This is a genomic window from Corynebacterium sphenisci DSM 44792, from assembly GCF_001941505.1.
GTDB lineage: Bacteria > Actinomycetota > Actinomycetes > Mycobacteriales > Mycobacteriaceae > Corynebacterium > Corynebacterium sphenisci.
This window is the reverse complement of sequence record NZ_CP009248.1, coordinates 1,186,406-1,203,989: the sequence shown is the minus strand read 5'-3', so window position 1 is coordinate 1,203,989 and position 17,584 is coordinate 1,186,406. Positions and strand designations below refer to the sequence as shown.

19 protein-coding genes are annotated in these 17,584 nt (G+C 75.9%); 6 read left to right on the top strand and 13 right to left on the bottom strand.

Annotated features, from left to right (window positions below):
• Positions 1-68 precede the first annotated feature (68 nt).
• Positions 69-344, top strand: coding sequence for an HPr family phosphocarrier protein (locus CSPHI_RS05540; protein WP_075691860.1), 276 nt, complete (start codon positions 69-71; stop codon positions 342-344).
• Positions 345-423: 79 nt separating this feature from the next.
• Here the strand turns inward: CSPHI_RS05540 and CSPHI_RS05535 are convergent, their stop codons facing one another.
• From CSPHI_RS05535 to CSPHI_RS05515, 5 genes are all read right to left on the bottom strand, one after another.
• Complete coding sequence (locus tag CSPHI_RS05535; RefSeq protein WP_075693792.1) at positions 424-1,680, bottom strand: uracil-xanthine permease family protein; 1,257 nt, start codon at positions 1,678-1,680, stop codon at positions 424-426.
• Positions 1,681-1,766: 86 nt separating this feature from the next.
• Complete coding sequence (gene hflX, locus CSPHI_RS05530) at positions 1,767-3,314, bottom strand: GTPase HflX (RefSeq protein WP_084210272.1); 1,548 nt, start codon at positions 3,312-3,314, stop codon at positions 1,767-1,769.
• A gap of 69 nt (positions 3,315-3,383) precedes the next feature.
• A complete protein-coding gene (locus CSPHI_RS05525; RefSeq protein ID WP_084210271.1) occupies positions 3,384-3,713 on the bottom strand; it encodes a FeoC-like transcriptional regulator in 330 nt (109 codons plus the stop codon).
• A 10-nt stretch (positions 3,714-3,723) separates the two neighbouring features.
• Positions 3,724-5,730 (bottom strand): ferrous iron transport protein B, encoded by a 2,007-nt coding sequence (gene feoB, locus CSPHI_RS05520; RefSeq protein WP_084210270.1) that lies wholly within the window; start codon positions 5,728-5,730, stop codon positions 3,724-3,726.
• On the bottom strand, positions 5,727-5,993 hold the full coding sequence (locus tag CSPHI_RS05515) for a FeoA family protein (RefSeq protein WP_084210269.1): 267 nt from the start codon (positions 5,991-5,993) through the stop codon (positions 5,727-5,729). The genes feoB and CSPHI_RS05515 overlap by 4 nt, the downstream gene beginning before the upstream one ends.
• 183 nt (positions 5,994-6,176) lie before the next feature.
• Between CSPHI_RS05515 and CSPHI_RS05510 the strand changes: the two genes are divergently transcribed.
• Positions 6,177-6,935 carry a hypothetical protein gene (locus CSPHI_RS05510; RefSeq protein ID WP_075691859.1) on the top strand — a complete coding sequence of 253 codons (759 nt, stop codon included), beginning with the start codon at positions 6,177-6,179 and terminating at the stop codon, positions 6,933-6,935.
• A gap of 8 nt (positions 6,936-6,943) precedes the next feature.
• Here the strand turns inward: CSPHI_RS05510 and dapF are convergent, their stop codons facing one another.
• The 3 genes from dapF to CSPHI_RS05495 are packed head-to-tail and all read right to left on the bottom strand — an operon-like array spanning position 6,944 to position 9,395.
• Positions 6,944-7,807: a diaminopimelate epimerase gene (dapF, locus tag CSPHI_RS05505; RefSeq protein WP_075693784.1), complete on the bottom strand. Its 864-nt coding sequence runs from the start codon at positions 7,805-7,807 to the stop codon at positions 6,944-6,946.
• Positions 7,808-7,821: 14 nt separating this feature from the next.
• Complete coding sequence (gene miaA, locus CSPHI_RS05500; protein ID WP_075693783.1) at positions 7,822-8,760, bottom strand: tRNA (adenosine(37)-N6)-dimethylallyltransferase MiaA; 939 nt, start codon at positions 8,758-8,760, stop codon at positions 7,822-7,824.
• The gene (locus tag CSPHI_RS05495; protein ID WP_075691858.1) at positions 8,754-9,395 is read right to left on the bottom strand and encodes a hypothetical protein; all 642 of its coding nucleotides are present in this window, start codon (positions 9,393-9,395) and stop codon (positions 8,754-8,756) included. Before CSPHI_RS05495 ends, miaA begins: the two co-directional genes overlap by 7 nt.
• Before the next feature lie 139 nt (positions 9,396-9,534).
• Between CSPHI_RS05495 and CSPHI_RS05490 the strand changes: the two genes are divergently transcribed.
• The gene (locus tag CSPHI_RS05490; RefSeq protein ID WP_075691857.1) at positions 9,535-10,872 is read left to right on the top strand and encodes a DUF349 domain-containing protein; all 1,338 of its coding nucleotides are present in this window, start codon (positions 9,535-9,537) and stop codon (positions 10,870-10,872) included.
• Positions 10,873-10,930: 58 nt separating this feature from the next.
• Here the strand turns inward: CSPHI_RS05490 and CSPHI_RS05485 are convergent, their stop codons facing one another.
• The 5 genes from CSPHI_RS05485 to CSPHI_RS05465 form a co-directional block, all read right to left on the bottom strand.
• Complete coding sequence (locus CSPHI_RS05485) at positions 10,931-11,704, bottom strand: Rv2732c family membrane protein (protein ID WP_157118491.1); 774 nt, start codon at positions 11,702-11,704, stop codon at positions 10,931-10,933.
• Entirely contained in the window at positions 11,697-13,310 is a 1,614-nt protein-coding gene (gene miaB, locus CSPHI_RS05480; protein WP_425429739.1) for a tRNA (N6-isopentenyl adenosine(37)-C2)-methylthiotransferase MiaB, read from the bottom strand. The genes CSPHI_RS05485 and miaB overlap by 8 nt, the downstream gene beginning before the upstream one ends.
• Positions 13,307-13,930, bottom strand: coding sequence for a regulatory protein RecX (locus tag CSPHI_RS12025; protein ID WP_075691855.1), 624 nt, complete (start codon positions 13,928-13,930; stop codon positions 13,307-13,309). The genes miaB and CSPHI_RS12025 overlap by 4 nt, the downstream gene beginning before the upstream one ends.
• Before the next feature lie 7 nt (positions 13,931-13,937).
• Entirely contained in the window at positions 13,938-15,041 is a 1,104-nt protein-coding gene (gene recA, locus CSPHI_RS05470) for a recombinase RecA (RefSeq protein ID WP_075691854.1), read from the bottom strand.
• 219 nt (positions 15,042-15,260) lie between these two features.
• Positions 15,261-15,473, bottom strand: a complete 213-nt coding sequence (locus CSPHI_RS05465; protein ID WP_075691853.1) for a DUF3046 domain-containing protein — start codon at positions 15,471-15,473, stop codon at positions 15,261-15,263.
• 106 nt (positions 15,474-15,579) lie between these two features.
• Here CSPHI_RS05465 and CSPHI_RS05460 point away from each other — a divergent pair, with 106 nt between their 5' ends.
• Genes CSPHI_RS05460 through CSPHI_RS05450 form a run of 3 tightly spaced genes read left to right on the top strand, consistent with a single transcriptional unit; the run spans position 15,580 to position 17,458 of the window.
• Complete coding sequence (locus CSPHI_RS05460; protein WP_075691852.1) at positions 15,580-16,152, top strand: biotin transporter BioY; 573 nt, start codon at positions 15,580-15,582, stop codon at positions 16,150-16,152.
• Positions 16,153-16,836, top strand: coding sequence for an energy-coupling factor ABC transporter ATP-binding protein (locus tag CSPHI_RS05455; protein WP_075691851.1), 684 nt, complete (start codon positions 16,153-16,155; stop codon positions 16,834-16,836).
• A 1-nt stretch (position 16,837) separates the two neighbouring features.
• Positions 16,838-17,458, top strand: a complete 621-nt coding sequence (locus CSPHI_RS05450) for an energy-coupling factor transporter transmembrane component T family protein (RefSeq protein ID WP_075691850.1) — start codon at positions 16,838-16,840, stop codon at positions 17,456-17,458.
• The last annotated feature ends 126 nt before the right edge of the window (positions 17,459-17,584 follow it).

Below are 17,584 nucleotides of genomic sequence, written 5' to 3'. Positions count from 1 at the left end.
CCGCCCGGCGCCGCCCCGCCGGTTCACCCCGCGGGCCCGGCCCCGCATCCGAAGAAAGGACCCCCAGCATGGCCTCCACCACCGTCACCGTCGGCTCCACGGTCGGGCTGCACGCCCGGCCCGCCACCGTCATCTCCGAGGCCGCCGCCGAGTACGACGACGAGATCCTGATCGAGCTCGTCGACGCCGACGACGATGACGCGGAGCCCGCCGACGCGGCCTCCTCCCTGATGATCATGTCCCTGGGCGCCGAGCACGGCGACCAGGTGACGATCAGCTCCGACAACGCCGACGCGGTGGCCGCGATCGCCGCCCTGGTGGAGAAGAACCTGGACGAGGAATAGCGCCCGGACCCGGCACGCGGCCCCCGGCCCGCGCGTTCCTCCCCCGAGGCGGCGCGCGGGCCGGGGGCCGCCCGGCGCCTCAGCCGGCCAGCCGGCCCTCGCCGATGCGGCCGTAGAGCCGGGCCAGCACGGGGTAGCCGACGATGATGCCCACCGAGCCCCAGGCGATCCCCTCCAGGGTGAGCCCGCCGACGTCCAGGGTGAGGTTGCCGATCCCGGCGATGAGCGCGGTGGCCGCGGCGAGCAGGTTCACCGGGTTGTTGAAGTCCACCCGGTTGTCCAGCCAAATCCGCACCCCCAGCATGCCGATGAGGCCGTAGAGCACCGTCGCCGCGCCGCCGAGCACCCCGGTGGGGATGGTGAGGATGAGCGCCCCGAACTTGGGGATGAACGCCAGGGTCACCGCGGTGGCCGCGGCCACCCAGTACGCGGCGGTGGAGTACACCCGGGTCGCCGCCATCACCCCGATGTTCTCCGCGTAGGTGGTGGTGCCGGAGCCGCCGAAGCCGCCGGCCAGGGTGGTCGCCAGCCCGTCGGCGATGAGCGCGTCCCCGGCCAGATCGTCGAGATCCCGGCCGGTCATGGCGCTCACCGCCTTGACGTGGCCGACGTTCTCCGCGATCAGCACCACGATCACCGGCAGGCCGACCAGCACCGAGGACAGCCGGAACTCCGGGTGGTGGAAGGCGGGCAGCCCGAACCAGTCCGCGGCCGCCAGCGCGGTCGTCGCCTCCGGGTCGAGGTTGCCGGTGGCCGCCGCGAAGGCCCAGCCGGCGACCACGCCGAGGAGCACGCCCAGCCGGGCCACCATGCCCCGGCCGGCGACGGTGGCCACCACGATCCCGGCCAGGGTGACGAAGGCGACCAGCGGCTGGGCGGCGAAGTTCGAGGTCGCCGCGGGCGCCAGGTTGAAGCCGATGAGCGCCACGATCGCGCCGGTGACCGCCGGGGGCATCACCGCGTCCAGGATCCGCCGGCCCGCCAGGCGCACCGCGAACCCGACCGCGGCGAGCACCAGGCCGGCGGAGATCACCACGCCCAGCTGCACCCCGATGCCCTGGGCCTCGGCGGCGGTGAGCGGGGCGATGAAGGCGAAGGAGGAGCCCAGGTAGCTGGGCAGCCGGTTGCGGGTGAGCAGCAGGAAGCCCATGGTGCCCAGCCCGGAGAACAGCAGGGTGGTGTTCACCGGGAAGCCGGTGAGCAGCGGCACCAGCAGGGTGGCGCCGAACATGGCGATCACGTGCTGCATGCCGATGCCGATGGTGCGCGGCCAGCTCAGCCGCTCCTCCGGGGCGACCACCCCGCCGGGGGCGATCCGGCGGCCGTCGCCGTGCAGGGACCAGCCGAAGAGCCGGCCGGGGTGGGGTGCGGTGGACTCGGGTGCGGCGGCGCCGCCGGGGGTGGATGTCACGGACCCCGATGCTACGCCCCGGGGTCCTCCTCGGCGATGTACCCGGCGAGCTCCTCGGCCACGGACACCGGCACCCGGGCGTCCAGCTCGGTGCCCTCGGCGGTGTAGGACTCCGCCAGCACGGTGCCCTGCTCGTGGATCCGGGAGACCAGGTCCCCCCGGTCGAAGGGGATCCGCAGCAGCACATGCCGGTCCAGCATGTTCAGGGCCAGCTCGATCCGGGTCTCCAGCTCCGCCAGGCCCTCCCCGGTGCGCGCGGAGACGAAGACCACGTCATCGAGGCCGTGCCGCAGCTCCGCCAGGGTCGCCGGGTCGGCGGCGTCGATCTTGTTGACCACCAGCAGCTCCGGCGGGGCCGGGGCGCCGGTCTCCGCCACCACCTCGTCGATCACCTCCCGCACCGCGCGGATCTGCTTGCGCGGGAAGGGGTCGGAGCCGTCCACGACGTGCAGGATCAGGTCGGCCTCCACGATCTCCTCCAGGGTGGAGCGGAAGGCCTCCACCAGCTGGGTGGGCAGATGCCGGACGAAGCCGACCGTGTCGGTCATGATCACGGTGCGCCCGTCGCGCAGCCGGGCCCGCCGGGTGGTCGGGTCCAGGGTGGCGAAGAGCTCGTCCTCCACCAGCACCCCCGCCCCGGTGAGCGCGTTGAGCAGCGAGGATTTGCCGGCGTTGGTGTAGCCGGCGATGGCGATCCGGGGCAGGTGCCCGGCCTGGCGGCGGGCCCGCTTGACCTTGCGGGCGGTGGTCATCCCGGCCAGCTCCCGGCGGATCCGGGCCATCTCCTGGCGCAGCCGGCGCCGGTCGGTCTCGATCTTGGTCTCGCCGGGCCCGCGCAGGCCCACCCCGCCGTTGGAGCCGGCACGGCCGCCGGCCTGCCGGGACAGGGAGTGGCCCCAGCCGCGCAGCCGGGTGATGAGGTACTGCATCTGGGCCAGGGAGACCTGCGCCTTGCCCTCCTTGGACTTCGCGTGCTGGGCGAAGATGTCCAGGATGAGCATGGTGCGGTCGATCACTTTCGCGTCCAGCCGGTCCTCCAGGGCGACCATCTGCCCGGGGGAGAGCTCCCCGTCGGCGATCACGGTGTCCGCCCCGGTGGCCCGGATCAGGTCCCGCAGCTCGGCGACCTTCCCGGAGCCGATGTAGGTGCCCGGGTCGGGCTGGTCGCGGCGCTGGATCACCGCGTCCAGGACCTCGGAGCCGGCGGTCTCGGCCAGCGCCCGCAGCTCCGCCATGGACGCCTCCGCCTCGGCGAGGCTGCCCTCGGTCCACACCCCGAGCAGCACCACCCGCTCCAGGCGGAGCTGCCGGTACTCGACCTCGGTGATGTCCTCGGCGTCGGTGGCGTGGGTGGCCGCCCGGGTGATCCGGCGCAGCGCGGAGCGCGCCTCCAGGTCCAGGTCGCCGACGGTGGGGTCGCCGGGCCCGGCCGGGTCCGGCTCCCCCGGTGCGGCGGGGGCGGTCGGATCCGCGGCGGCCCCGGCGATCCGGTCCGGATCGGCGGGGCGGTCGGGGGTCCCGGGGGCGGCGGCGTCGGCGGCGGCGTGCTGGTTGCTCATCGTGGCCCCCATTGTGCCCGCACCCCGGCGGCGGCGGGCGACCGGGCCGTGGGGCGCGCCGCCCGCCGGCTAGCCGGCGGGCCGGGGGCGCAGCACCAGGGCCACCGGGCCGCGCCGGCCGCCGGCGTCGGTGGCGCAGGCCCCGCCGGCGGCCGCGGGGCAGCCCGCGCAGCCGGCGGCCGCGCAGGGCGCGGCGAAGGCCTCCCGGGTTAGGCGCCCGGTGCGCTCCAGGTGGGCCATGGCGGCGTCCACGGTGCCCCCGGCCAGGCCGGTGGCCCGGGCGATCTCCGCCCGGGAGGTGGCCCCGGCGGCGATGGCCGCCTCCACCGCGGCCAGCGGCCGGGCCGGCGCGGCGGCGGGGGCGGCCGCGCCGCGGCCGCGCAGCAGTCTGCTCAGCATGCCCGTCCCCCTAGAGCAGCGCGGCGAGGGTCTGGAAGACCGCCACGGAGAGCAGCCAGGCGCCGAGCAGCTGCACCACCAGCCCGAACAGGGTCCAGCGCAGGCCGATTTCGCGTTTCTGGGCGGCCAGCGTGGCCACGCAGGGGGTGTAGGCGAGCAGGAAGACCATGAAGGCCCACACCGCGGCGATGGGGTGCCCGCCGGAGGCCTCCGCGAAATCCGCCCGGGTGCGCTCGGCGAGCGCGGAGCCGGCCTGCTCCTCCGGGGCGGCGTCGGTGACGTCGTCGACGGCGTAGGTCTGCGCCCAGGTGGAGATCACCGCCTCCTTGGCGACGAAGCCGGTGATGAGGGTGCCGGTGAGCGACCAGGAGCCGTAGCCGGCGGGTTCGAAGACCGGGGCGATGGTCTCCGAGACCGCCCCGTAGACGCTGTCCCGGGGGGCGAGGTCCTCGTCGGCGATGCCGTAGCCGTCGACCACCGGGATGGACTGCAGCGCCCACACCACCGCGACGGTGGCCACGATGATCCCGCCGGCGGTGCGCAGGAAGCCCCGGAGCCGGATCCAGGTCACCGACAGCGCCAGCCGCGGGGTGGGCAGCTGGTAGGTGGGCAGGTCGATGACCAGCGGCTCGGAGCCCATGGTGCGCCACAGGGTGTGCCGCAGCACCAGCCCGGTGGCCACGATCAGCCCGATCGAGATGAGGTACATCGCGAAGACCACGGTGCCGGCGTGGCCGGGGAAGAAGGTCGCCGCGAGCATGACGTAGACGGTGAGCCGCGCCGAGCAGGAGGTGAAGGGGATGAGCAGCGCGGTGAGCAGCCGGTGCCGGGGGTTGCCGAGCACCCGGGTGGCGGAGATCGCGGGCACGTTGCAGCCGAAGCCGACGATGAGCGGGATGAAGGCCTTGCCGGGCAGCCCGATGGCGCGCATCACCCGGTCGGTGACCACCGCGGCCCGGGCCATGTACCCGGAGTCCTCCAGCACCGCGAGGCAGAGGAACATCAGCGCCATCAGGGGCGCGAAGGTGAGCACCATGCCGACGCCGCCGATGAGCCCGTCCACGATGAGGCCGGTGGCCACCGGCCCGCCCAGGCCCACCGCCGCCAGCAGGGCGCGCGCCGCATCCGAGAGCGGCCCGGTGACCAGGGATTCCAGGCCGTCCTGGAGGGGTGCGGCGACGGTGGTGGTGATCTGGAAGACCAGCCACATCGCGGCGAGGAAGAGCAGCGGCCCGGCCACCGGGTGCAGCGCCACCCGGTCGAAGCGGTCGGAGGCGGTGACCCGGTCGCCGGCCCCGGAGCGCGCCGCGGCGACCGCGGCGTCGATCCGGGCGAAGCGGCGCTCCACCGCGGCGTCCTCCCCGGGCTCGGCGCCCTCCGGCGCGGGATGCAGCACGGTGGCGCAGCCGGCGAGGGCGGCGGCGACCACCGGGGCGATGGCGGCCACCCCGGCGCGGCGCCGCGGATCGCAGTCCACCACCGGGAAGCCCAGCTCATCGGCCAGGGCGGCGGCGTCGATCTCGGCGCCGTGCGCGCGGGCGACATCGGATTTGGTGAGCACCGCGACCACCCGGTAGGGCAGTTCGGCGACCTGGCAGGCCAGGTAGAGCCCGCGGGCCAGGTTGGTGGCGTCCACGGCGACGAGCACCAGATCCGGCCGCTCCGCCGGGGGCTTCTCCACGAGCATCTCCCGGGTGAGGTGCTCGTCCGGGCTCAGCGGCTCCAGGGAGTAGGTGCCGGGGAAGTCGATCACGTCGTAGACCCCGGCCTCGGTGCGCCAGGCCCCCCGGGCGACCTCGACGGTGGTGCCGGGCCAGTTGCCCATCTGCACCTTCGCCCCGGTGAGGGCGTTGAAGAGGGTGGATTTGCCGGCGTTGGGGGCGCCGACCAGGCCGATCACCGGTGCCCCGGCGGGGGCGGGGGCGCCGCCGGCGCAGGAGTGGCAGCCGGGGGCGGCGGCGATGGCGGCGGGGCGGTCCGCGAGCGCGGGGCCGGTGGCGCGGGCGTCGGCGCTCATGCGAGCACGTCCATCTCGCGCAGGGTGGCCTGGTCGACGGCGTAGCGGGAGCCGCCGCTGCGCAGCACCCGGCCGCCGGCGGCGGTGCGCTGGCCGACGACGACGCTCATCCCGGGGCGCAGCCCCAGTTCGGCGAGGCGCCGGCACAGCCGGGGTTCGGTGCGCGGGGCCGCGAGCACCGCGGTGGCGCCGACGGGCACCCGGTCCAGGGTGACGGTCCCGGGGACGGATCCGGGTGCTGGGGTGGGGCTGGGCTTCGGCATGGGCTGTGCCTTTCGGTTCCTCAGGGAAGGCTCGGGATCATGGGCTGCCCCGGCCTTGCCCTATCTGACTTGATATGCAGACGCTAGCATTGCCCATAGTTCTTGCACATGTTTGCTTAGGCTTATTTCTGGGTGAGCGCACCCCCGTCAGGGGCGGCCCCGGCGGGGTCTACAATCGCCGGCATGAACACGGACCTGCGGGCAATCGGACTCGATCGGGGCGGCTGGCGCGCCACCATCGAGGCCGCCATCGGCACCGACCGGCTCAGCGTGGTCGGCGAACCCCGGGGCGGGCAGCTGGTGCGCTACGACGACCCCTCCGGGGCGCAGCTGTACATCCTCGGCGTGGAGCCCTACTCCACCTACGCCGGGTTCACCGGCCGGCGCAGCGCCACCGCGCACGTCACCGCCGTCGACGATGTGCTCGCCCTGGTGGAGGTGCTCGACGATGACCCCGCCTCCCCCGGCTACGAGACCGCGGTGGCGGCGCTGACCTGCAACCTGGCCCAGGGCCCGCTGATCGTCGACGCCGGCACCCAGTCCTTCGAGCAGGTGGCGCTGACCGCCCTGGCCGTGGACGCCACCGTGGTCGACGGCGCCGACGCCGGCGAACCGGGGATCACCGCGACCGGGGCGCAGCCGGTGCTGCACCCCGACGGCACCCGGCTGCCGGACGCCTCGGCGCGGATCCGGGCCACGGTGCGCTCCGCGGAGCGCCGGGTCGGCGAACTCGGCGGCCAGGCCTTCTGGCTGCTCGACCTGGACCTGCCGGTGCCGATGGACGTGTGCCTGCCCGCCGGCGAGGGCCCCGGGCCGGCGGCCGGGGACACCGTGGCCGGCCTGTTCCAGCTGGTCGGCGAAATCCTCGCCCCGGCCGGCTGCGGCGACGGCGGCTGCGGCTCCGGCGGCTGCGGCTCGGGCGGCTGCGGCTGCGGGGGCTGAGCCCCCCCCTAGCCCAGCGCGGCCGGGTCCACCTCCCCCTCGGCGAGGATCACCGAGGGCCCGGTGAGCTCGGCGGCGCCCCCGGCGCCGATCCCCACCCGCACCACCCCGCCGGGCACCCGCACCGAGACCTCCCCGGCCACCCGGCCGGCGTCGGCCAGCGCCGCCGCGGCGGCGGCCACGGTGCCGGTGCCGCAGGAGCGGGTCTCCCCCGCCCCGCGCTCGACCACCCGCATGGACACGACGTCCCCGGCCAGCGGGGTGAGGATCTCCAGGTTCGCCCCGGCCGGGAACATCGCCTCCGGGAACTCCGGCGCCCCGGCCAGCTCGAGCCCGGCCAGCGCCTCGGCGGTGAGCCCCGGCAGCACGCAGGCCAGGTGCGGATTGCCCACGTCCACCCCGATCCCGGCGTAGCGGGCCCCGTTCAGATGCGCCGCGGCCACCCCGAGCACGCCCACCCGGCCCATGTCCACCCGCACCTCGGCGCGGGTGCGGTCCGCGGCGAGCACCCGCACCGGGCGCAGCCCCGCCCGGGTGCCCACCCGCACCCGGGGGCCGGCCGCCAGGCCCCGGGAGACCAGGTGGTGCGCGAAGACCCGCACCCCGTTGCCGCACATCTCCGCCACCGACCCGTCGGCGTTGCGGTAGTCCATGAACCAGTCCCCCGCCGCCACCCCGGCGGGCAGCCCGGGCAGCACCCCGGCGCGCACCAGCGCCCCCGCCCGGGCCACCCGCAGCACCCCGTCCGCGCCGAGGCCCGCCCGCCGCTCGCACAGCGCCGCGACCAGGTCCGGGCCCAGCTCCAGCGCCGCGTCCGGATCGGGCAGGATCAGGAAGTCGTTCTCGGTGCCGTGGCCCTTGGCGAAGCGGATCATGGGCCGGGAGTCTACTCCCCCGGGCGCGTCCCGGCCTCCCCCAGCGCCGCCAGGGCCTCCCCCAGCGGGTCCGCGCCGGCGGCGTCCAGCCAGCGGATCCGCGGATCCCGGCGGAACCAGGAGCGCTGCCGGCGGACGTAGCGCCGGGTGGCCCGGAGGGTCTCCGCCTCCGCCCCGGCCCGGTCCAGCCGGCCGTCGAGCAGCGCCAGCACCTGGGCGTAGCCGATCGCGCGGCGGGCGGTGGCGCCCCGACGCAGCCCCGCCGCCGCCAGGGCGGCGACCTCCTCGACGAGGCCGCCGGCGAACATCGCCGCGGTGCGCCGGGCGATCCGCCCGTCCAACCAGGCGCCCCCGGCGCCCAGGCCCAGGATCCGGGTGCCCCAGCGCGGCTCGGCGCCGATCCCGGGCCGGGAGGCCGCGAAGGGTTTCCCGGTGAGCTCGATGACCTCCAGGGCGCGCACGATCCGGCGCGGATCCCGGGGCTCGATCACGGCCGCCGCGGCCGGATCCACCTCGGCGAGCCGGGCGTGCAGGGCGGGCACCCCGATCTCGGCCTGCACCGCCTCCCAGCGGGCGCGCACCGCCGGGTCGGTGGGCGGGAAGCGCCAGCCGTCGAGGAGGGCCTGCACGTACATCATGGAGCCGCCGACCAGCACCGGGGTGCGCCCGGCGGCCAGGATCGCCGCCACGTCCGCGGCGGCGGCGCGCTGGTAGGCCGCCACCGAGGCGATCTCGGTGACCTCCAGCACGTCCAGCTGGTGGTGCGGGATCCCGCGGCGCTGCGCCGGCGGCACCTTCGCGGTGCCGATGTCCATGCCCCGGTAGAGCTGCATGGAGTCGACGTTGACGATCTCCCCGCCGAGCCGCTCGGCCAGGTCCAGGCCGAGCGCCGATTTGCCGCTGGCGGTGGGCCCGACCACCGCCACCGGGGCCGGTGGGCGGCTCACCACGACCACCGGGCGACGTGGTAGCCCACCCCGAGGCCCGCCTCGGCGAGCAGCACCCGCCGGGTCGCCTCCGCGGCCGGACCCGCGGCGAGCGCGGCCAGCGCCGACCAGACCGGGGCGGTGTGCAGGCCCACCCGCCGCGCCTCGGCCGGATCCAGGGCGGCGAGCTCCGCGGCGGCGCCGGGCTCGCCCGCGGCGACCCCGGCGCAGGCGGCGTCCAGGCGCGCGGCGCCGGGCAGCTCGGTCAGCGGCGCCCGCGGGGTGAGCGCCGCCGGGCCCTCGGCGACGACCAACGCCGGCCCCGGATGCGCCCAGGCGGCGTCGGGCCGGTCGGTGGCCGCCGCGGCCGCCGGGTCCGCCCCGGCCAGGGCGAGCATCCGGCGGGCGATGAGCTCCGGCAGATGCCGGCCGGCGCCGAGGTCGACCTCCGCGCCCCAGGCCGCGAGGCTGCCGATCCGGCCGGTGGCCTGGTGCTCCTCGGCCAGGCGCAGGATCACCGGCCGGCGCGGATCGGCGGCCAGCAGATCCCCGATCCCGGCGCGCACCGCCGCGCGCACCCGGGCCGCCGCCGGGTCCGCGCCGGCGAGCTCGGGGGCCAGCAGCGGCGCCCCGGGCAGGATCAGCAGTTCGCGGTTCACGGCCCACAGGGTACCGGCCGCCCCCGGACCCGGGCGCGCCCGCCCCCGCGGGGCGCCCGACATGCGATACTCGAATGCGGAAAACGTGTCCGGCAGCCGTGTCGCGCGGCGCAGAGAAGCACCGGAGGAAGCAGACGCCATGACCGACGGAACCCACCGCCCCACGCCCGGGCCGCGCCCCGGACCCCGCCCCGGCCCCGGGCCCGCCCCGGCGGCCGCCCGCACCCCGGCCGCGCCGCCGGCCCCGGCCCCGGAACCCGACCCGGACACCTGGGGCCGGGTCGACGAGGCGGGCAACGTGTTCCTGCGCACCGCCGAGGGGGAACGCCAGATCGGCTCCTGGCAGGCCGGGGAGCCCGCCGAGGCGCTGGCGCACTACGCCAACCGGTACCGGGATCTGGCCACCGAGGTGGTGGTGCTGGAGTCCCGGCTGCGCACCCACCCGGAGGAGGCCGCCCGGATCGCCGGCGATGCCCGCACCATCCGGGAGGGCCTGGCCACCGCCGCGGTGATCGGGGATCTCGGGGCCCTGGACGCCCGCCTGGAGAAGGTGATCGACGCCGCGGCGGGTGCCGGGGAGCGGGTCAAGCGGGACAAGGCGGCCCGCCGGGAGAAGGCGATCGCGCGCAAGGAGGCCCTGGCCGCCGAGGCCGAGGAACTGGCCGAGCACTCCACCGAGTGGAAGGCCGCCGGGGACCGGATCCGGGCCATCCTCGAGGAGTGGCGCACCATCCGGGGCATCGACCGGCGCACCGATGACGCGCTGTGGAAGCGCTACGCCCGGGCCCGGGACGCCTTCAACCGGCGCCGCGGGGCGCATTTCGCGGAGCTGGACCGCCACCGGGCCGCCGCCAAACGCGCCAAGGAGGAGCTTATCGGCGAGGCGGAGGCGCTGCAGGACTCCACCGACTGGGGCGCCACCGCCGCGGCCTACCGGGAGCTGATGACCCGGTGGAAGGCCGCCGGCCGGGCCCCGAAGGACGTCGACGACCGGCTCTGGGCCCGGTTCAAGGCCGCCCAGGACCGCTTCTTCACCGCCCGCAACGCCGTCACCGAGCAGCGGGACCGCGAATTCGAGGCCAATGCGGAGGCCAAGGAGGCGCTGCTGGCCGAGTACGGCCCCCGGATCCGGCCCGAGGAGGATCTCGACGCCGCCCGCGCGGAGCTGCGCGCCCTGCAGGACAAGTGGGAGGCGGTGGGCTTCGTGCCGCGGGGCCGGGTCCGCGAGTTCGAGTCCCGGATCGCCGAGCTGGAGCGCCGGGTCGCCGAGGCCGCCGACGCCCGGTGGCGGCGCACCGACCCGGAGGCGCAGGCCCGGGTCGCCCAGTTCGAGTCCCGGGCCGCGGAGTTCGCCGCCGAGGCGGAGCGCCTGGCCGCCGCCGGTGCCCCGGAGCAGAAGATCGCCGCCGCCCGGGACAGCGCCGCGCAGTGGCGGGACTGGGCGGACACCGCCCGCCGCGCCCTCGAGGAGGGCTGAGCCGGAAAACGCCGCCCGGCCCCCGCGGGGGGCCGGGCGGCGCGCCGCATCCGCCGGGTCAGGCCCCGTCGCCGGCGGCGCCGTCCTCCCCGGCGGCGCGCTCGGCCTCGGCGCGGGCGGCCCGGCGCCGCCGGGAGCGCTCCCGGCGATCATCGACGATCCCCAGGTCGGTGCTGGTGTGCGGGGTCAGCCCGCCGCGCAGGTACTGCTGCTGGGCGCGCAGCACCGGGTCCGAGTCGGCCTGCTCCCGGCGGGCCAGCTCCAGGGCGGCCTGCAGCGTGGAGCGGCGGAACACCACCGCGGAGATCCCCACCGCCAGGCTGGCCGCGGCGATCATGCCGATGATCAGCCCCCAGCTGATCCCGTCGCCGGTCTGCAGCAGCGGCCGGGTCTGCCGCATCCAGCCGGCGAACATGGCGTACACGGCGGTGACGCAGGCGAAGATCCAGCCGATGAAGGCCACCACCGCGGAGCGGGACAGGAAGGTGGCGAAGCTGAGCAGGATGGTGACCACCATGAAGATGGTGTACAGCCGCTCCGCCGGGGTGATGTTCTGGATCCGGGCGACGTCGGTGTCCAGCAGCACGTCGAAGCCGAGCACCGGCCCGGAATGCGGCAGGAAGAAGGTCACCAGCAGCACCACCGCGGCGACCAGCACCGCCACCAGCGGGCCGGAGAACTCGATGTCGCCGGCGGCGCGCTTCTCCGCGGCGCGCAGGTCCTCGTGCACCTGCGCCGGGTCCCGCCCGTCGGGGGCGGCGGCCTCCGCAGCGGTGCGGGGCCCGGGGCCCCCCACCGTGTCCGGGCGCCCGGCGTCATCGCGTTCAGTCACAGCCGCATCCCCTTTCCTCTCGTGCGGCGGGCCGGGGCCGGCCCACCGTCGGCAAGCCTAGCCCGACGCCCACCGGCGCCGTCGTGGGGGTGCGCCCGGCCTGCCACATGTCCCCGGCGCGGGTGCGCCGGTGGCCGGCGATCGGCGAATCGGCCACCAGATGGTGCGGCGCGGAACCGGTGACGGTGACCGTGAGATAGTCCCCGGGCCGGATCCGCCCGGCCTCCGGGCCGGGGGCGAAGTGCACCAGCCGGCCGTCGCGGGCCCGGCCGGACATCCGCCCGGTCTCCCGGTTGCGCCGGCCCTCGTTGTCGGTGACCAGCAGCTCCAGCCGCCGGCCCACCTGGCGGGCGTTCTCCTCGGCGCTGATCCGCTCCTGCAGCTCGAGCAGCCGGCCGTAGCGTTCGGCGACCACCTCGGGGGGCACCTGGTCGGCCATGGTGGCCGCCGGGGTGCCCGGCCGCGGCGAGTACTGGAAGGTGAACGCGGAGGCGAAGCGGGCGCGCTCGACGACCTCCAGGGTGGCGGCGAAGTCCTCCTCGGTCTCCCCGGGGAAGCCGACGATGATGTCGGTGCTGATCGCCGCCTCCGGCAGCGCCTCGCGCACCCGGTCCAGGATGCCCAGGAAGCGACGGGTGCGGTAGGAGCGGCGCATCGCCTTGAGGATCCGGTCGGAGCCGGACTGCAGGGGCATGTGCAGCTGGGGGCAGACGTTGGGGGTCGCCGCCATCGCCTCGATCACGTCATCGGTGAACTCCGCCGGATGCGGGGAGGTGAAGCGCACCCGCTCCAGGCCCTCGATACCGCCGCAGGCGCGCAGCAGCTTGGCGAAGGCGGAGCGGTCCCGGGGCAGCTCCGGATCGTCGAAGTGCACCCCGTAGGCGTTGACGTTCTGGCCGAGCAGGGTGACCTCGCTGACGCCCTGCGCGGCCAGCGCGGAGACCTCGGCGAGGATATCGCCGGGGCGGCGGTCGCGCTCCCGGCCGCGCAGCGCCGGCACGATGCAGAAGGTGCAGGTGTTGTTGCAGCCCACGGACACCGACACCCAGCCGGCGTAGGGGGATTCGCGTTTCGCGGGCAGCACCGAGGGGAAGTCCTCCAGGGCCTCCCGGATCTCCACCTGGGCCCGGCGGTTGTGCGCCGCCCGGTCCAGCAGCGCCGGCAGGGAGCCCAGGTTGTGGGTGCCGAAGACCACGTCCACCCAGGGGGCCTTGCGCACCACCAGCTCCCGGTCCTTCTGCGCCATGCAGCCGCCCACGGCGATCTGCATCCCGGGGTGGGCGTCCTTGACCGGCTTGAGCTGGCCGAGGGTGCCGTAGAGGCGGTTGTCGGCGTTCTCCCGCACCGCGCAGGTGTTGAACACCACCACATCGGCCTGCTGCCCGGCGGCGGCCGGGCGGTAGCCGCTGTCCTCGAGCAGCCCGGCGAGGCGCTCCGAGTCGTGCACGTTCATCTGGCAGCCGAAGGTGCGCACCTCGTAGGTGCGCCCGGCGCCGGCGGGCGGCGCCGGCGGACTGGGGTTGCTGGGCTGGGTCACGGCGATCGAGGATAGCCCCGCGGCGCAGCGCCGCCCCAATCGCCGGCGCCGCCGCGGCGGGGCGCTCAGCCGGGGCCGCCGCCGTCGAGTTCGGCGTAGCGCTCGGCCAGGGCGGCGCGGGCCCGGCGCATGGCCACCTCCTGCGGGAAGCCGCGGCGGGCCAGGGCGCCGAGCACCCGGCGCAGGTCCCGGTCCCGCTCGGCGCGGTCGGCGGGCACCCGCCGGATCGCGGCGGTCCGTTTGGCGGCCACCGCCGCGGCGGTGGCCTCCTCCTCGGCGTCGCCGACCTGGTCCAGGGCGGCGTCCCGGTCGGCGGCGGAGACGCCCTTGTCGCGCAGCTCCCGGTCCAGCACCCGCCGGGATTTGCCGCGGCGCCGGGCGCGCTGGCGCACCCATTCCGCGGCGAAGGCGGCGTCGTCGAGCAGCCCGGCGGAGCGCAGATCGGCGAGCACCTCGGCGATCAGCTCGGCCGGGGCGTCGTCGTCCTCGGCCAGGCGGCGGCGCAGCTCCTCGGTGGCGCGGGCGCGCTGGTCGAGCAGCCGCAGCGCCCGGGCGCGCAGCGGCGCCTTGGCCCGCTCCCGGTCGAGGTCGACGATGCCGGAGCCGTCGGCGCCGCGTTCGGCGGCGGCCAGCGCCCGGCGCAGCCGCGCCACCTGGTCCGGGTCCGGGCCGGCGGCCGGGTCGCCCACCCCGGGCCTACTTCCCGTCGTCGAAGGAGTCGATGTCCGGGACCAGGTCCACCGGGGCGTCCGCGTCCGGCTCCTCCTCGACGTTGGCGTACTCGCCCACGCCCAGCTTGCGCTTGATCTTGTCCTCGATCTCGCGGGCCAGGTCCGGGTTCTCCTTCAGGTGCATCCGGGCCTTCTCCTTGCCCTGGCCGAGCTGATCGCCCTCGTAGGTGAACCAGGAGCCGGACTTCTTCACGATCCCGTTGTCCACGCCCATGTCGATGAGCGAGCCCTCCTTGGAGATGCCCTCCCCGTAGAGGATGTCGAACTCGGCGATCTTGAACGGCGGGGAGACCTTGTTCTTCACCACCTTGAGCTTGGTGCGGCTGCCCACCGCGTCCTGGCCGTCCTTGAGGGTCTGGATCCGGCGCACATCGCAGCGCACCGAGGCGTAGAACTTCAGGGCCTTGCCGCCGGTGGTGGTCTCCGGGGAGCCGAACATCACGCCGATCTTCTCGCGCAGCTGGTTGATGAAGATGGCGGTGGTGCCGGAGTTGGACAGCGCCCCGGTCATCTTGCGCAGCGCCTGGCTCATCAGCCGGGCCTGCAGGCCGACGTGGCTGTCGCCCATCTCCCCGTCGATCTCCGCCTTCGGGGTGAGCGCGGCCACCGAGTCCACCACGATGATGTCGATCGCCCCGGAGCGGATCAGCATATCGGTGATCTCCAGGGCCTGCTCCCCGGTGTCCGGCTGGGAGACCAGCAGGTTGTCGGTGTCCACGCCGAGCTTGCGGGCGTACTCGGGGTCCAGGGCGTGCTCGGCGTCGATGAAGGCGGCGATCCCGCCGGCGCGCTGCGCCTCGGCGACGGCGTGCAGGGCCACGGTGGTCTTGCCGGAGGACTCCGGGCCGTAGATCTCCACCACCCGGCCGCGCGGGAAGCCGCCGATGCCCAGGGCCACGTCCACGGCGATGTTGCCCGAGGAGATCGCCTGGATCGGCGGCCGGTCCTCATCGCCCAGGCGCATCACCGCGCCCTTGCCGAAGTCCTTCTCGATATTGGCCAGGGCCACGTCGAGCGCCTTGAGCCGATCCCCGCCGGAGGCCGCCGAAACGGTCTTCTTCTTCGCCACTGTCGTCTCCTCCATGCCGCGCTGGCGGCGTGTCGTCTGTTGTCCGCGCCCGCCGGGCCCGCCCCGGCGCCGGCCCGCATCCCTTGGACGCGCGCCGCCGGGGGCGGGTTCCGGGTGGGGCCGGTTCCTCGCCCTGGGTTCTACCGCGGCCCCGGACGCGGGGGCCACGGGATCCGAGCATAGCCGAACGCCCTTTCGAACGGAAGCCGGCGCGCCGGATCAGCCCGCCTCATCGGGGCCGAGCCACCGCTCCGGGGGCACGTCATTGTCCCGGCACAGCGCCCACCACACCTCGCGCAGGTCCGCGCCGGCCTCGATCGCCTCCGCGGCGGTGACCCCGAACCCGGTGAGCACGTGGCTGCCGACCAGCCAGGGCCCCTGCACATCGCCGAACTCGGCGAGCACGTTGCGGTGGAACTCGGTCAGGCGCATGCCGTCCAACCTACAACCCGCCCCGGCACCGGCGGGCGCGCCGCGCGGCGGACGCGCCGGGGGTGATTCCCTGAACGATGATCAGAGACTGTATTAGCATGGCCGCGTGAACAAGACAGCCCTCCGGGACCTCGTCCTCATCGCGGCCTTCGCCGCCCTCATCATCGTCCTCGGCGCGGTGGCCGTGCCCGTCGGCGCCGCCGGGGTGCCCATCGTGCTGCAGAACATGGGCATCGCCCTGGCCGCCATGCTGCTCGGGCCCCGCCGCGGCTTCCTCACCGTCGCCCTCTTCCTCGGCGTCGGCCTGCTCGGGGTGCCCAACCTCGCCGGGTTCAAGCCCACCCTCGCCGCGCTGCCCGGGCCCACCGTCGGCTACCTGGTGGGCTACCTGGCCACCCCGCTCATCGTCGGCGCGCTGACCGCCCGCCGGCCCCGCGGCACCGCCGCCCAGGTGGGCGTCTTCGCCCTGGCCGGGCTGGCCGGCGTCGCCGCCCAGTACCTGCTCGGCTCCGCGGGCCTGGTGCTCCGGGCGGACATGGCCCCCGGGGCGGCGCTGGCCGCCAACGTGGTGTTCATCCCCGGCGACGTGGCCAAGGTCGTGGTCGCCGCGCTCATCGCGGTACCGGTGCTGCGCGCCCTGCCGGAGCTGCGCCCCCGCCGCGCCGGCGGCGTCGCGTAGATGCCCCGGATCGTCTTCTCCGGGGTCACCCGCGACTACGCCGGGCGCCGGGTGCTCGGGCCGGTGGACCTGGACCTGGTCGAGGACCGGATCGGGATCATCGGGCCCAACGGGGGCGGCAAATCCACCCTGGTGCGCATGATCAACGGCCTGGCCGAGCCCAGCGTCGGCCGGGTCACCGTGGACGGGGTGGACCCCTCCGTCGAGGGCCGGGCGGTGCGCCGCCGGGTCGGCTTCGTCTTCGCCGACGCGGACAACCAGATCGTGATGCCCACCGTCGCCGAGGACGTCTCCTTCTCCCTGCGCCAGCGGCGGGTGCCGCCGCGGCAGCGCCCCGCGCAGGTCGCCGCGGCGCTGCGGCGGGTGGGCCTGGCCGACCACGCCGGGGACAGCCCGCACACCCTCTCCGGGGGCCAGAAGCAGCTGCTCGCGCTGACCTCGGTGCTGGTGCTGGAACCGGATCTCATCATCGCCGATGAGCCGACCACCCTGCTGGACCTGCGCAACCGCCGGGAGCTCGCCGCGGTCTTCCGCGGACTCGCCCAGCAGCTCATCGTGGTCAGCCACGATCTGGATTTCCTCGCCGGCTTCGACCGGGTGCTCTGCATCGAGGACGGCCGGGTGGTCGACGACGGCGCCCCGGGCCCGGTCATCGCCGGCTACCTCGCCCGGATGGGCGGTTGAGATGGCCCGCCGGCTGCCCATCCCGCTGTCCGTGCACGTGCCCGGGGATTCGGTGCTGCACCGCGCCCCCGCCCCGGCGAAGCTCGCCGGGCTGATCGCCTTCATCCTCGTGGTGAGCCTCGGCGCGCGCACCATCGCCCTGGCCGGCGCCGCGGTGGCGGTGGCCGCCGCCGGCTACCCGGTGGCCCGGATCCCGGCCCGGGTGGCGGCCTGGCAGATGCTCGGCGCGGTGCCCATCCTCGCCGGGATCGCGGTGCTGCAGGCGATCACCGCCTCCCCGCAGAGGGCCGCGGTGATGTTCCTGTCCATCCTCGCCTGCGTGGTCGCCGCGACCCTGCTCACCCTGACCACCCGGGTCTCCGAGATGATGGACGCCCTGGACCGGGCGCTGGCGCCGCTGGGGCGGCGCGGCTTCCCCGCGCGGACGGTGTCCCTGGCGCTGTCGCTGACCCTGCGCCTGATCCCGCTGCAGGTCGCCGCGGTGCAGGAGGTCCTCGACGCCCGCCGCGCCCGCGGCGCCCGCGGCTCCCCCGCCGCCTTCGGGGTGCCGGTGGTGATCCGCACCGTGCGCCGCGCCGAGGCGATGTCCGATGCGCTGCTCGCCCGCGGCGTCGGCGACTGAGCACCCCGGCCGGCGTCGCCGCCGCCGTTCCCCCGCCCGACCGTCGCGGCCCGAGCGGGCCCGGATGCGGCGAAGGGCCGGCCGCCCCCTCCGGGGTGGCCGGCCCTTCGGCTGATCGGGGTCGGG

What these genes read in the sequence shown, in the direction of transcription:
- CSPHI_RS05540 (WP_075691860.1), top strand. Translation starts at nt 69, where the DNA reads ATGGCCTCCACCACCGTCACCGTCGGCTCCACGGTCGGGCTGCACGCC.
- hflX (WP_084210272.1), bottom strand. Translation starts at nt 3,314, where the DNA reads ATGAGCAACCAGCACGCCGCCGCCGACGCCGCCGCCCCCGGGACCCCC.
- CSPHI_RS05525 (WP_084210271.1), bottom strand. Translation starts at nt 3,713, where the DNA reads ATGCTGAGCAGACTGCTGCGCGGCCGCGGCGCGGCCGCCCCCGCCGCC.
- feoB (WP_084210270.1), bottom strand. Translation starts at nt 5,730, where the DNA reads ATGAGCGCCGACGCCCGCGCCACCGGCCCCGCGCTCGCGGACCGCCCC.
- CSPHI_RS05515 (WP_084210269.1), bottom strand. Translation starts at nt 5,993, where the DNA reads ATGCCGAAGCCCAGCCCCACCCCAGCACCCGGATCCGTCCCCGGGACC.
- CSPHI_RS05510 (WP_075691859.1), top strand. Translation starts at nt 6,177, where the DNA reads ATGAACACGGACCTGCGGGCAATCGGACTCGATCGGGGCGGCTGGCGC.
- CSPHI_RS05490 (WP_075691857.1), top strand. Translation starts at nt 9,535, where the DNA reads ATGACCGACGGAACCCACCGCCCCACGCCCGGGCCGCGCCCCGGACCC.
- CSPHI_RS05465 (WP_075691853.1), bottom strand. Translation starts at nt 15,473, where the DNA reads ATGCGCCTGACCGAGTTCCACCGCAACGTGCTCGCCGAGTTCGGCGAT.
- CSPHI_RS05455 (WP_075691851.1), top strand. Translation starts at nt 16,153, where the DNA reads ATGCCCCGGATCGTCTTCTCCGGGGTCACCCGCGACTACGCCGGGCGC.
- CSPHI_RS05450 (WP_075691850.1), top strand. Translation starts at nt 16,838, where the DNA reads ATGGCCCGCCGGCTGCCCATCCCGCTGTCCGTGCACGTGCCCGGGGAT.